We start from the raw sequence: 12,777 nt of genomic DNA on the forward strand, positions 1-12,777 counted from the left end.
AGGTGGAGCATGACGATGGAGTCCTTGCCGCCGGAGAAGAGGATCACCGGCCGTTCGAACTCGCCCGCGACCTCGCGGAAGACGTGCACCGACTCGGCCTCCAGCGCGTCCAGGTGGGACAGCGCGAAGGGGTTGTCGTCGGTGTGGACCAAGCTGTCCGTCGCGGTGGTCATGCCAGGCCCCTCTCGGTCAGGAAGGCGTGCAGTTCGGCGGCGGACTCGGCCACCTCGCGGCCCCGGGTCTGCAGTCGCAGCTCCGGGTTCTGCGGCGCCTCGTACGGGTCGTCGACGCCGGTGAGGCCGGAGAGTTCGCCGGCGGCCTGCTTGGCGTAGAGGCCCTTGACGTCGCGTTCGGCGCAGAGCTCGACGGGGGTGGCGACGTGGATCTCCAGGAACTCCGTGCCGGCGGCGGCGTGGCGCTCGCGCACGGCTGCCCGGGAGTCGGCGAAGGGCGCGATCACCGGGGCGAGCACCTTCACGCCGTTGGCGGCGAGCTTCTGGGCGACGAAGCCGATCCGGGTCACGTTGGTGTGGCGGTCCTCGCGGGAGAAGCCCAGGCCTTTGGAGAGGAACTCGCGGATCTCGTCGCCGTCGAGGACCTCCACCCGGTGGCCCTCGGCGCGCAGCCGCCCGGCCAGGGCGAAGGCGAGCGTGGTCTTGCCCGCGCTCGGCAGCCCGGTCAGCCACACGGTGGCGCCGCGCTCGCAGGGGCCGGCCGCGCGGGCCGCCCCTGCGGCTGCGGCCGCGGCGGCCGGGGTGTGAACTGTGGTCACGGTGGAGTCCTTCGTCGGTAGGTGGCGGTGGGTCGGAGAGGGGGAGGGGGCGGTGCCGGAACGGCGGTGGCGGTGGGTCAGAGGTGGATGCCGCACTCGGTCTTGCCCGAGCCGGACCAGCGGCCGGCCCTGGCGTCCTCGCCCTCCGCGGGCTTGCGGGTGCAGGACAGCGGCGAGCAGCCGATGGACGTGTAGCCCTCCCACAGCAGCGGGTTGAGCAGCACGCCGTTGGCGGCGACGTAGGCGTCGACGTCCTCCTGCGTCCAGCGGGCGATCGGGGCGATCTTGACCTTGCGGCGCTTGGCGTCCCAGGCCACCACCGGGGTGTTCGCCCGGGTCGGGGACTCGTCGCGCCGCACGCCGGTGGCCCAGGCGTCGTAGCCGCCGAGGCCGCGGTTCAGCGGCTCGACCTTGCGCAGCGCGCAGCACAGGTCCGGGTCGCGGTCGTGCAGGTGCGGTCCGTGCTCGGCGTCCTGCTCGGCCACCGTGCGCAGCGGCTGGAGCGTGATGACGTTGACCGGCATGGTCGCGGCCACCGCGTCACGGGTGCCGATGGTCTCCGCGAAGTGGTAGCCGGTGTCCAGGAACACGACGTCCACGCCGGGGAACACCGAGGAGGCGAGGTGGGCGACCACCGCGTCCTCCATCGAGGAGGTGACGCAGAACCGGCTGCCGAAGGTGTCGGCGGCCCAGCGCAGGATCTCCTGCGCCGTGGCCTCCTCCAGCTCCCGTGCGGCGGTGGTGGCGATCGCCTCGTAGTCAGTCGTTGCGCTGGTCATCGGACGGACCCCCGTGGTTGGTCGCGGACAGCAGGCCGAGGAACTTCAACTGGAATGCGCGGCGGCACCCGTGGCATTCCCAGGCCCCGTGCCCGGCTTCGGAGGGGCGCAGGTCCTCGTCCCCGCAGTAGGGGCAGAAGAACGGCGCGGCACGCTCGCTCATCGGGCACCCCGCTTCTCCCGGTGCGCGGTCACGACAGCTGCTCCTCGCCGGCCCGGGCCGCCCACTGGGCGAAGCGCTCGCCCTCGGCGCGGTCGGCCTGGTAGCGGGTCAGGACGCGCTCGACGTAGTCCGGCAGGCCCTCCTTGGTGACCTTGAGGCCGCGGACCTTGCGGCCGAAACCGGCCTCCAGGCCCAGCGCGCCGCCCAGGTGCACCTGGTAGCCCTCGACCTGGTTGCCGTCCTCGTCGGTGACGAGCTGGCCCTTGAGGCCGATGTCGGCGACCTGGATGCGGGCGCAGGCGTTCGGGCAGCCGTTGATGTTGATGGTCAGCGGCTCGGAGAAGTCGGGCAGGCGCTTCTCCAGCTCGTCGATGAGCGTGCGGCCGCGCTCCTTGGTCTCGACGATGGCGAGCTTGCAGTACTCGATGCCGGTGCAGGCCATGGTGCCGCGGCGGAACGGCGACGGGGTGACCCGCAGGTCGAGCGCCTCCAGGCCGGCCACCACGGACTCGACCTGGTCCTCGGCGACGTCGAGGATCAGCATCTTCTGCTCGGCGGTGGTGCGCAGCCGGTCGCTGCCGTGGGCGGCGGCGAGGTCGGCGATCTGCCCGAGCAGCCGGCCGTCGACGCGGCCGACGCGCGGCGCGAAGCCGATGTAGTAGTTGCCGTCCTTCTGCTTGTGGACGCCGACGTGGTCGCGCCAGCGGGCGACCGGCTCGGCGGGCGCGGGGCCGTCGACCAGGCGGCGGCCGAGGTACTCGTCCTCCAGCACCTGACGGAACTTCTCCTGGCCCCAGTCGGCGACCAGGAACTTCAGCCGGGCGCGGTTGCGCAGCCGGCGGTAGCCGTAGTCGCGGAAGATGCCGATGACGCCGCCGTAGACGTCGGCGACCTCGTCCAGCGGGACCCAGGCGCCCAGTCGCACGCCGAGGCGGGGGTTGGTCGAGAGGCCGCCGCCGACCCAGAGGTCGAAGCCGGGGCCGTGCTCGGGGTGGACGACGCCGACGAAGGCGATGTCGTTGATCTCGTGCGCCACGTCCAGCAGCGGGGAGCCGGAGACGGCGGACTTGAACTTGCGCGGCAGGTTGGAGAAGTCCTTGTTGCCGATGAAGCGGCGCTGGATCTCGTCGATGGCGGGGGTGCCGTCGATGATCTCGTCCTCGGCGATGCCGGCCACCGGGGAGCCGAGGATGACGCGCGGGGTGTCACCGCAGGCCTCGGTGGTGGAGAGGCCGACGGCCTCCAGCTTCTGCCAGATCGCCGGGACGTCCTCGATCCGGATCCAGTGGTACTGCACGTTCTGGCGGTCGGTCAGGTCGGCGGTGTTGCGGCCGTACTGCTCGGAGACCTCGGCGATCGCCTTCAGCTGGGCGACGGTCAGCCGGCCGCCGTCGATGCGCACGCGGAGCATGAAGTACTCGGCGTCGAGCTCGTGCGGGTCCAGGATCGCGGTCTTGCCGCCGTCGATGCCCTCCTTGCGCTGGGTGTACAGGCCCCACCAGCGCATCCGGCCGCGCAGGTCCGCCGGGTCGATCGAGTCGAAGCCCCGGTGCGCGTAGATCGTCTCAATGCGTGTCCGCACATTGAGACCGTCGTCGTCCTTCTTGAACTGCTCGTTGGCGTTCAGGGGGGTGTGGTGGCCCATGCCCCACTGGCCCTCACCGCGGTGGCGGGTCACCTTGCGCGGCGCCGCGGGGCGGCGCGCGGGCGCGCGGTCGGCCGCGGGCTCGGTGGTCTCGGGAGTGGTGGCCATGGTGAAGTCCTTCGGGGCAGGTGGCTCTGACGCCGGGTTGGTCGCTGGGCGTGCTCGGCGGGGCGGGGCTGCTGTGACCTGCGGGTTTTCCCAGGGCCGGAGAGAGCAGTGACCGTGGCCGGGCGGGCGCCTGCGCGTCCGCTTCAGCGGGGACGGCGAGGTGGATGGCGCCGGGTGCGGTGGTGCGGCGGGGTGGGCTCAGATCACCGGACAGATGGCGCTGGACACGCGGAGGAGGTCGACGTGGAGTCGACCTACCAGGGTGGTTCCGGCGCTAGACATGGCAAGAGATTCGCACGGCGCGGGACTCGCGGTCCACTAACATCCGCATTGTGGACGCTGAGGTTTCGTCATGTGAGACCCGCGGAGGTTCCCGCCGCTCCCGGCCCCGGGGCCTCCCGTGCGACCGTACCCCGGGGGAGATCAACCGCGCGGGCCCGGCCCGATACCGTTAGCCCTGTGCAAGCAGCAGGCGATACGAGCAGACCGACCCCCGAACGGCCGTCCCGGCGCCGGGGCAAGGGCTCCCGGCGCGCGGCCAAACAGGCCACCTGGCGCCGCACGGCGTGGGAACTCGTCAGGGACACCACCAACACCTGCGTCGAGTACCGGGTCACCGGCCTCGCCGCGGAGGCGGCCTTCTTCACCCTGCTGTCGATCCCACCGCTGCTGCTCGGCCTGGCCGGCACCCTCGGCTACCTCGACGAGTTCCTCGGCGCGGGCACCATCGACCGGCTCAAGCACGACATCGTCTCGGCCTCCGGAACGGTGCTGTCCGACTCCTCCGTCACGCAGGTCGTCGTCCCGCTGCTGAACCAGGTGTTCGACCACACCCGGCCCGACCTCATCTCGATCGGCTTCCTGCTGTCGCTGTGGTCCGGCTCCAGAGCGCTCTACATCTTCATCGACACCATCACCGTCATGTACGGGCTCGACGGCAAGCGCGGCATCGTCAAGACCCGGCTGATGTCCCTCGGCCTCTACCTCGGCGCCCTCGTCATCGGCTCCCTCGTGCTGCCGCTGCTGATGGCCGGTCCGGGCCTGATCGAGAACGCCGTGCCGGGCGTCGCGGGGCTGGTCGGCGCCACCTACTGGCCGGTCGCGATCCTCCTGCTGATCGTCTCCCTGACCACCCTCTACCACCTGGCCGTCCCCGTCTCCACCCCGTGGCGCGAGGACATCCCCGGCGCCCTGGTCGCCCTGGTGGTGCTGGTCGTCTGCAGCGTCGCGCTGCGGATCTACCTGGTCAGCTCGGTCGAGGGCCCCACCGTGTACGGCTCGCTGGCCGCGCCGGTGGCCGTCCTGCTGTGGATCTTCGTGGTCGCCCTGGCCGTCCTCATCGGCGCCGCCATGAACGCCGCCATAGACCGCCGCTGGCCCACCCTGGAGACCGCCGACGCCCGCGCCGAGAACGAGCGCGCCCACGAGGAGGCCGCCGCCGCCGTCGTGCGCGAGGTCGCCGCCCGGCGGGCCGTCGAACGGGCCCGGCGCGCCCGCGAACTCGGCCTCGCCGAGGGGGCCGAGGAGGAGTGGGAGGACGAGGGCGACGACACCGAGGCCGACGTCCCCTCCGAGTACCCGGAACGCTGGGCCGACGTGCTGGCCGCCGACAACGTCCGCGGCCGGCTCACCGCCCGCGGCGGGCCCCACCACCGGCCCGGGCCGCCCCCGCCGGACAGCGACCGGCCGGCCGGGCCGCCGCCGGAGCGGCCGGCGCCCAGCTACCCGCCCAAGCCGCCGTGGGAGCAGCAGTAGGGGTGGCGGCGGGGGCCGGTGGGGGCCGGGGTCCGGCTGGGGCCGGGAGCACGGCAGGGCCCGGCCCGTCGGGCTGGTGCGTGGGGCTGGTTCGTAGGCCGGGACGTGCGGCAGGGCCTCTCCCGCGGGTGCGGGGAGGCCCTGTCGTCGTCCGGTGCCGGCCCGGGCCCCTCCCGGGGTTGCGCGGGAGGGACGGGGGTCAGGCGGTGGCGGGGTTCGGCGGGAACGGGAGGTTCGGGGCGTGCGGCCCGTGCGGGGCGTGCGGCCCGTGCGGGGCCGGGGGGTGGCCGAACGGGGACGCCTCGGCAGGGGCGTGCGAGCCGGCCGGGTCCGCGGGCGTCGGCGTCCCGTAGGTCGGGGTGCCGGGTGTCGGGGTGCCGGGTGTCGGGGTCCCCACCGGCGGGGTGCCCGTCGCCGGTCCGCCCGGGGCCGCCGACCGGTCGGGACGGCCGGCCTGGACCGGGAGCGGCTCCGGGCCCGGCTGGGCCGGCTCCAGCGCCGTGCGCCCGGCCGAGTCGCTCAGCTTGATCAGCAGGGCCACGATCAGCCAGTTCGCCAGCAGCGACGAGCCGCCCGCCGCCAGGAACGGCAGCGCCTTGCCCGTCAGCGGGACCAGCCCGCTCACCCCGCCGACCACCACGAACACCTGCAGCGCAAGCGCCGTCGACAGCCCGGCCGCGAGCAGCTTGCCGAAGGGGTCGGTCAGCCCGACCGCCGTGCGCAGCCCGCGCTGGACCAACAGCAGGTAGACCAGCAGCACGGCCGTCACCCCGGCCAGGCCCAGCTCCTCGCCGATCGTGGTGAAGACGAAGTCGCTGCGCCCGGCGAACCCGATCAGCCAGGGGCGTCCCGAACCCAGGCCCGTCCCCGTCAGGTGTCCGGTGCCGAGGCTGAACAGCGCCTCCGCGGGCTGGTCGGAGATGATCGCCGGGTCGTGGTGCTCCTTGTAGATGTCCAGCGGGTGCAGCCAGGCCTCGACGCGCCCGTGCACGTGCGGCTCCACGGTGCCGACCACCGCCGCGCCGCCGACGGCCATCAGGACGCCGAGCACCACCCAGCTGGTCCGCTCGGTCGCCACGTACAGCATCACGACGAAGACACCGAAGAAGATCAGCGAGGTGCCGAGGTCGCGCTCGAAGACCAGCACCAGCAGGCTGACCACCCAGATCGCCAGCACCGGGCCGGCGTGCCGTCCGCGCGGCAGGGTCAGCCCCCAGACCTTCCGGCCGGCCAGCGCCAGTGCGTCCCGGGAGGCCATCAGGTAGCCGGCGAAGAAGATCGTGATCGCGACCTTCACGAACTCGTCCGGCTCGAAGGAGAGCCCGAACAGGCGGATCCAGCGCTTCGCGCCGAAGTCCTCCGCCCGGCCGGGGAAGAAGGCCGGCGCCGCCAGCAGGATCAGTGCGCCGGTCATCAGCAGGTACACGTACCGCTGGAAGAACCGGTGGTGCTTGATCAGCACGATCAGCCCGATCGCCACCGCGACCGAGATGAACACCCACATCAGCTGGGAGGGCGCGGCCGGCAGCTTCTGGTAGTCGCCCTTCGCGGCGTGCACCGCCTTGTACGAGACGTCCAGCCGGTCGAGCAGCATCAGGCCGAAGCCGGTCAGGAAGACGCCCAGCGGCAGGATCAGCGGATCCGCGTACGGGGCGAACCGGCGCACCGCCAGGTGGGCAGCCCCGGCCAGCCCGCCCAGGGCCAGCGCGTGCACCAGCAGACCGTGCGGCATCGCCCCGGTCAGCGCCAGATCGGCGTCGACGTGGCCCGCCAGGCAGACGGCCACCGCGAGCGCCAGCAGACCGAGCTCGATGTTGCGGTGGCGCCCCGCCAGGCGGCGGCCCTCGCTGCGTGCAGTGCTGAGCACCCTTGTCGTCCCCTTGTCATGACCCCGTGGCCGCTACCGCCGACGGTGCATCCTGCCAGACGGGACGGGCGCCCCGGCGGTTGCGCGGAGGCGGGTGACCAGACCAGAACTTTGCCCGGGCAAGGCTTTGTCCGGGGCCGGGTAAAGCCTTGTCCTGGTGGAGGTATAGAGGTGGGGCCCGGGCGCGGGCGGGGCCGGCCGGGGGGCCATCATGGCCGGGCACGGCGCCGGGCCCGCGCGACCTCCGGAGCGGGGGCCGCGACCCGGGACGCCGGTGCGGCGGCGGACCGACAGCGGGCGAACGAGGTGGACGGATGGACGGCGCGGTGCGGGAACTCGCCTACAGCGGCCCGCCCCCCTGGCAGTGGTCCGACCTCGCCACCTCGTGGACGGCCGAACCACTGGTGCTCGGCCTCTCCGTGCTGCTCGCCGGCTGGTACCTGTCCGCGGTGCGCTCCGTCCGCCGCGCCGGGGGCCCGCGCTGGCAGCCCTCCCGCACCGCCGCCTTCCTCGGCGGGCTGCTGCTCTGGATCTGGTGCACCTGCTCCGGGCTCGGCGTCTACGAACGCGTGCTGTTCACCGACCGGGCCGTGCAGGTCGTGCTGCTGCTCATGGTCGTGCCGCTGCTGCTCGCGCTCGGCGCGCCGGTCTCGCTGCTGGTCGCGGCCGCGCCGCCGGCCCGGCGCGAGCGCGTCCTGCGGGCGCTGCGCAGCCGGCCGTCCAAGGTGCTGATGTTCCCGGCCGTCTCCACCGCTCTGCTGATGGCGCCGCCGTGGCTGCTGTACTGCACGCCCTGGTACGAGGAGTCGGTGTCCAGCGCGGCGGGGAACGTGCTGCTGCACCTGGCCCTGGTGCTGCTCGGCCTGGCGTACTTCTGGCCGCGGCTGCAGATCGACCCGGTCGGGCACGAGTACCCGCACCTGGTCGGGCTGTTCATCACGTTCGCCGAGGTGATCTTCGACGCGGCGCTCGGGCTGGTGCTGATCTACGGCGGGCACCTGGTCGCCGAGCACTACTACGTGGCGCTCGGGCGGCCGTGGGGGCCGAGCCTCGCGCAGGACCAGACCTGGGGCGGCAACGCGCTGTGGGTGCTGGGCGACCTGGTCGGGCTGCCGTTCCTCGCCGCCCTGGTGCGGCGGATGGTGGTGCAGGGGCGGGAGGAGACCGAGGCGGTGGACGCCGAGCTGGACGCCCGCTTCGAGGCGGCCGCGGCGGAGGCGCTGGAGGAGGGGCGGCCGGCCGAGGAGAAGGCCGGGATGCGGCCCTGGTGGCTGGACGACCCGAACCTCAAGCACCGGTACGGCGGGTAGGGCCGGGCGGGACGCCGGGGTCCGGCGGGCGGGGCGCAGGCGGGGCGAAGGCAGGGCGCAGGCGGGGCGAAGGCAGGGCCAAACTTTGCCCCTCGTGGGGTTCATCCCGCCTTCGCCCCCGCATTCGTGCAGGTCAAAAACCCGTTGGCGGGAGCGCCCCGCTCCGCTAGCGTTTGGCACGTCCGGTTCGGGCGCCGAGAGGCCGCCCGAGGAGTAGAGAGCAGGAGGTGGCCCCCGTGGTTGTCGTTGCCCCGATAGCTGCCCTGGGCAGCACACGCGTTCACCTGCTCACCCCGGCCGCCGGCTGACCTCTCCGCGCCAGCCGCAGCCCGCCGGGACCATCTCCTCCCGAAGGGCACACTGCGTTGTTCAACGCTGCCTCCACTTCGTCGTTCCCTCTTTCCTCTTCCTCTTCTTCCCCTTCTTCGTCGCCGTCCTCCGGTGACGCGCCGCTGGCCGGGTACGGCTGGACGTCCGACCTCGCCGAGCAGTTCGCCCCGTACGTCGAGGCCGGGCTGCTCCCGGCCCGGATCGTCCGGGTCGACCGCGGCCAGTGCGACGCCGTGCTCGCCGACCCGGACACCGGCGAGCCGCGCACCGTCCGGCTCGACACCCGGCCGGTGGGCGACGCCGACATGATCAACTGCCCGTGCACCGGCGACTGGGCCGCCGTGGACCTCCACGCCCGGCCGATGGCCGCCGTCACCGCGCTGCTGCCGCGCTCCACCGCGATCATCCGCAAGGTGGCGGGCAAGCGCTCCGACGGTCAGGTGCTGGCCGCCAACGTCGACTCCGTCCTGATCACCGCCTCGCTGGCGGCCGACCCCGACCTCGGCAGGATCGAGCGCTTCCTCGCCCTGGCCTGGGAGTCCGGCGCCGAGCCACTGGTCGTCCTCACCAAGGCCGACCTGGTGCACGACGCCGAGTTCATCCGGGCCGACGTCGAGGCGATCGCACCCGGCGTGACGGTGCTCGTGGTCAGCGCCGAGACGGGTGAGGGCATGGACGTGCTGCGCGCCTGCATCCCCGGCACCACAGCGCTGATCGGCCAGTCCGGCGTGGGCAAGTCCACGCTCACCAACACCCTCGCGGGCACCGCCGTGATGGCCGTCCAGGAAGCCCGCGAGGGCGACCAGAAGGGCCGCCACACCACGACCACCCGTGAGCTGTTCCCGCTGGCCGGCGGGGGCGTGCTGATAGACACCCCCGGGCTGCGCGAGGTCGGCCTCTACGGTGGCGAGGGCGTGGAGATGGCCTTCGGCGACATCGCCGAACTGGCCGAGGACTGCCGGTTCCACGACTGCGGGCACCACACCGAGCCCGGCTGCGCGGTGCAGGCCGCTCTGGCCGACGGCACGCTGCCGCAGCGCCGGATGGACAGCTACCTCAAGCTCCAGCGCGAGAACGAGTGGATCGCCTCCCGCTCGGACGCCCGGCTGGCCTCGGCGCGGCTCAAGAAGTGGAAGACGATCACCAAGTCGATGCGCGCCTCGGGAGGTCCGGTGAAGCGCTGACCAGGCCCGCGCCGGCCGTGACCGGCCTCCGCGCGGGCCACTCGGCTCAGCGGAGGTCGGCCAGCAGGCGGAAGCGTTCCAGGACGACCGAGGTGGTGTCGTCCACGGTGAAGCCCGGGTCACCGAGGGCGCCGCGCAGCTCGGGGCCGTGCCAGAAGCGCTCGTGCGCCGAGCGCCAGGCGGCCACCGTGTCGTACCCCTCGCCCTCGTCGAGGGCGTGCTGCAGGTCGACCTCGGAGAGCGGGACGATCCGGACGTGCGTGGTCTCGATCACGGCGATCCGGCGGTCGGCCGAGTCGAGCACCGCGGTCAGCTCCCCGACCCGGGGGAGGGGCTCGTCCGCGACCTCGTACTCGGTCAGCAGACCGGTGGTGCTCGTCTTCGCGCCTCTGAGGACGGCCGTGACCAGGGCGTCCCGCAGCGGGCCGGGAAAGGCGAACTCGGCCGGGCGCATGGCGACGATCCTGGGGTCGTCCGGGCCGGTGTAGGGCTGCGTGCTCAGATCGCTCATTCGGGCGAGCGTATCCGCCGCGGCTGCTCCGGGCCCGGGATTATCGGGCGGCGGCCGAGGGCCACCCGGCGACCCGGAGAGCCGGGGTGGTCCGGGCTGGGTGGGCTGGTCCGGGCTGGGTGGGCCGCGGGTCCTGGGTAGTGGGCGGTGGGCGGTGGGTGGTGGGCGGGGTGGGGGGGAGGGGAGGGGAGGCCCCCATGGCGATGTCCGATTCCCGCCAGTCACCCCCTCCCCGGTGCCGCAGACTGGACAGCGTGATCGACGACGACATCCGGTACCGCGCAGTGGACAGCCGCGACGCCCGTTTCGACGGCGTCTTCTTCACGGCCGTCACCTCGACCGGCATCTACTGCCGACCGAGCTGCCCCGCCGTGACCCCCAAGCGAGTCAACTGCGTCTTCTACCCCAGCGCCGCGGCCGCCCAGGGCGCGGGCTTCCGCGCCTGCCGGCGCTGCCGGCCCGACTCCGTGCCGGGATCGCCGGAGTGGAACCACCGCGCCGACCTGGTCGGCCGCGCGATGCGCCTGATCGGCGACGGCGTGGTGGACCGCGAGGGCGTGGCGGGCCTGGCCGGCCGCCTCGGCTACAGCTCCCGGCAGCTCCAGCGCCAGCTGACCGCCGAACTCGGCGCCGGCCCGATCGCGCTGGCCCGCGCCCGGCGCGCCCAGACCGCCCGCCTGCTGCTCCAGACCACCGAACTGCCGGTCACCGACGTGGCGTTCGCGGCCGGCTTCGCCTCCGTCCGGCAGTTCAACGACACCGTCCGCGAGGTCTACGACCGCACCCCGAGCGGCCTGCGGGCCGAGGTCGCGGCCGGCCGCCGCACGGCGGCCCCGGCCGGTGGCCTCACCCTCCGGCTGGCCTACCGCGGCGCGCTCGACAGCGACCACCTGATCGACTTCCTGGCCCTGCGCGCCGTCCCCGGCGTCGAGGAGGTCGTCCCCGGGCAGCGCCCCGGCGTCCGGACCTACCGCCGCACCCTGGCCCTCCCGTACGGTCACGGCATCGCCGAGGTCGACGGCCTCGCGCCGGGCGAGCCGCGCACCCGCGGCTGGCTGGACTGCCGCCTGCTGCTCGCCGACCTGCGCGACCTGCCGACCGCCGTCCAGCGCCTGCGCGGCCTGTTCGACCTCGACGCCGATCCGGACGCGGTCGACGAGCAGCTGGGCGCCGACCCGGTGCTCGGCCCGCTGGTCCGCGCCCGCCCCGGTCTTCGCTCGCCCGGCCACGTGGACCCGCACGAGCTCGCCGTCCGCGCGGTCCTCGGCCAGCAGGTCACCGTCGGCGCCGCCCGTACGCTGGCCGGCCGGCTGGCCCGGAAGTACGGCGCCGCGCTGCCCGAACCCAGCGGTGGGCTGAACCTGCTCTTCCCGACCGCAGCGGTCCTGGCCACCGCGGACCCGGAGGACTTCGCGATGCCCGCCGCCCGCCGCCGGGCGCTCACCGGCCTCTGCGCCGCCCTGGCCGAGGGCGTGGTCCGGCTCGACGGCGGAGTGGACCGGGAGGAGTCCGCGGCGAGCCTGCTGGCCCTGCCCGGCATCGGCCCGTGGACCGTCGGCTACCTGAGGATGCGGGCCCTCGCCGACCCGGACGTCTTCCTCCCGGGCGACGCGGGCGTCAGGCACGGACTCGTCCGGCTCGGCGCCCCCGGCGACCCGAAGAACGCCGCCCGCGCGGCCGAGGCCTGGGCGCCCTGGCGCTCCTACGCCGTCCACCGGCTGTGGGCCGGGCCCGCGAGCACCACCAGTACCGGAACGGAGAACGCACAGGCATGAGCACCACCGTCTACACCACCATGGAGAGCCCGCTCGGCCGGCTGCTGCTGAGCGGCGTCCTGCCCGAGGACGGCGGGTCGGCCGCGCTGGCCACCGTCACCGCACCCGGCCAGAAGTACGCACTGGCCGAGCCCGCCGACGACTGGGTCCTCGACCCGGAGGCGCTGGCCGAGCCGGTCGCCCAGCTGACCGCCTACTTCGCGGGCGAGCGCACCGGCTTCGACCTCCCGCTCGCCCCGGTGGGCACCGAGTTCCGGCGGCGGATCTGGGCGGCCCTGGACGAGATCCCCTACGGCGAGACCGTCACCTACGGCCGGCTCGCCGACCTGGCCGGGGAGTCGCCGCGGGCGGTCCGGGCGGTCGGCGGGGCGGTGGGCGCCAACCCGCTGCTCATCGTCCGGCCCTGTCACCGGGTCATGGGGGCCGACGGCTCGCTGACCGGCTTCGCCGCCGGTGTGGACCGCAAGCGCTGGCTGCTGGAGTTGGAGAGCGGCACGCTGTTCTGACGCGGCCCGCCCGGCTGCGGGTGTCCCGCTCCTGCCGGGCCGACGCTTCCCGCCATCCCGCCATCCCGCCGT

Annotated in this window: 12 protein-coding genes and 1 pseudogene; 5 read left to right on the top strand and 8 right to left on the bottom strand. The window is 73.9% G+C overall.

What is annotated here, in order from left to right:
- The 6 genes and pseudogenes from AB0N04_RS33900 to AB0N04_RS33925 form a co-directional block, all read right to left on the bottom strand.
- Positions 1-173 (bottom strand): annotated as a pseudogene (locus AB0N04_RS33900) (sulfate adenylyltransferase small subunit); the annotation flags it as partial.
- Positions 170-772: an adenylyl-sulfate kinase gene (gene cysC, locus AB0N04_RS33905; protein ID WP_363365639.1), complete on the bottom strand. Its 603-nt coding sequence runs from the start codon at positions 770-772 to the stop codon at positions 170-172. The pseudogene AB0N04_RS33900 and the gene cysC, both read right to left, overlap by 4 nt.
- Before the next feature lie 77 nt (positions 773-849).
- Positions 850-1,551 (bottom strand): phosphoadenylyl-sulfate reductase, encoded by a 702-nt coding sequence (locus AB0N04_RS33910; RefSeq protein WP_360212948.1) that lies wholly within the window; start codon positions 1,549-1,551, stop codon positions 850-852.
- Complete coding sequence (locus AB0N04_RS33915) at positions 1,532-1,714, bottom strand: hypothetical protein (protein ID WP_360212950.1); 183 nt, start codon at positions 1,712-1,714, stop codon at positions 1,532-1,534. Before AB0N04_RS33915 ends, AB0N04_RS33910 begins: the two co-directional genes overlap by 20 nt.
- 28 nt (positions 1,715-1,742) lie before the next feature.
- On the bottom strand, positions 1,743-3,467 hold the full coding sequence (locus AB0N04_RS33920; protein ID WP_360212952.1) for a nitrite/sulfite reductase: 1,725 nt from the start codon (positions 3,465-3,467) through the stop codon (positions 1,743-1,745).
- 198 nt (positions 3,468-3,665) lie between these two features.
- Entirely contained in the window at positions 3,666-3,749 is an 84-nt protein-coding gene (locus AB0N04_RS33925; protein WP_317621159.1) for a putative leader peptide, read from the bottom strand.
- 177 nt (positions 3,750-3,926) lie between these two features.
- Between AB0N04_RS33925 and AB0N04_RS33930 the strand changes: the two genes are divergently transcribed.
- Positions 3,927-5,222 (top strand): YihY/virulence factor BrkB family protein, encoded by a 1,296-nt coding sequence (locus AB0N04_RS33930; RefSeq protein WP_360212954.1) that lies wholly within the window; start codon positions 3,927-3,929, stop codon positions 5,220-5,222.
- A 199-nt stretch (positions 5,223-5,421) separates the two neighbouring features.
- Here the strand turns inward: AB0N04_RS33930 and AB0N04_RS33935 are convergent, their stop codons facing one another.
- The gene (locus AB0N04_RS33935) at positions 5,422-7,089 is read right to left on the bottom strand and encodes an FtsW/RodA/SpoVE family cell cycle protein (protein WP_360212956.1); all 1,668 of its coding nucleotides are present in this window, start codon (positions 7,087-7,089) and stop codon (positions 5,422-5,424) included.
- A 314-nt stretch (positions 7,090-7,403) separates the two neighbouring features.
- Between AB0N04_RS33935 and AB0N04_RS33940 the strand changes: the two genes are divergently transcribed.
- Positions 7,404-8,399 (top strand): cytochrome c oxidase assembly protein, encoded by a 996-nt coding sequence (locus AB0N04_RS33940; protein ID WP_360212958.1) that lies wholly within the window; start codon positions 7,404-7,406, stop codon positions 8,397-8,399.
- A gap of 365 nt (positions 8,400-8,764) precedes the next feature.
- Positions 8,765-9,913 (top strand): ribosome small subunit-dependent GTPase A, encoded by a 1,149-nt coding sequence (gene rsgA / locus AB0N04_RS33945; protein WP_360212960.1) that lies wholly within the window; start codon positions 8,765-8,767, stop codon positions 9,911-9,913.
- A 46-nt stretch (positions 9,914-9,959) separates the two neighbouring features.
- On the opposite strand, the gene AB0N04_RS33950 is transcribed toward rsgA, so the two are convergent.
- Positions 9,960-10,424 (bottom strand): ASCH domain-containing protein, encoded by a 465-nt coding sequence (locus AB0N04_RS33950; RefSeq protein WP_360212962.1) that lies wholly within the window; start codon positions 10,422-10,424, stop codon positions 9,960-9,962.
- 203 nt (positions 10,425-10,627) lie between these two features.
- On the opposite strand from AB0N04_RS33950, the gene AB0N04_RS33955 reads away from it, so the two are divergent.
- Both AB0N04_RS33955 and AB0N04_RS33960 read left to right on the top strand, forming a co-directional pair.
- Entirely contained in the window at positions 10,628-12,199 is a 1,572-nt protein-coding gene (locus AB0N04_RS33955; RefSeq protein WP_360213100.1) for an AlkA N-terminal domain-containing protein, read from the top strand.
- Positions 12,196-12,705: a methylated-DNA--[protein]-cysteine S-methyltransferase gene (locus tag AB0N04_RS33960; protein ID WP_360212964.1), complete on the top strand. Its 510-nt coding sequence runs from the start codon at positions 12,196-12,198 to the stop codon at positions 12,703-12,705. Before AB0N04_RS33955 ends, AB0N04_RS33960 begins: the two co-directional genes overlap by 4 nt.
- Positions 12,706-12,777: the final 72 nt, after the last annotated feature.

Origin of the sequence: Kitasatospora sp. NPDC051702, assembly GCF_040681575.1 — a bacterium.
Lineage (GTDB): Bacteria > Actinomycetota > Actinomycetes > Streptomycetales > Streptomycetaceae > Kitasatospora.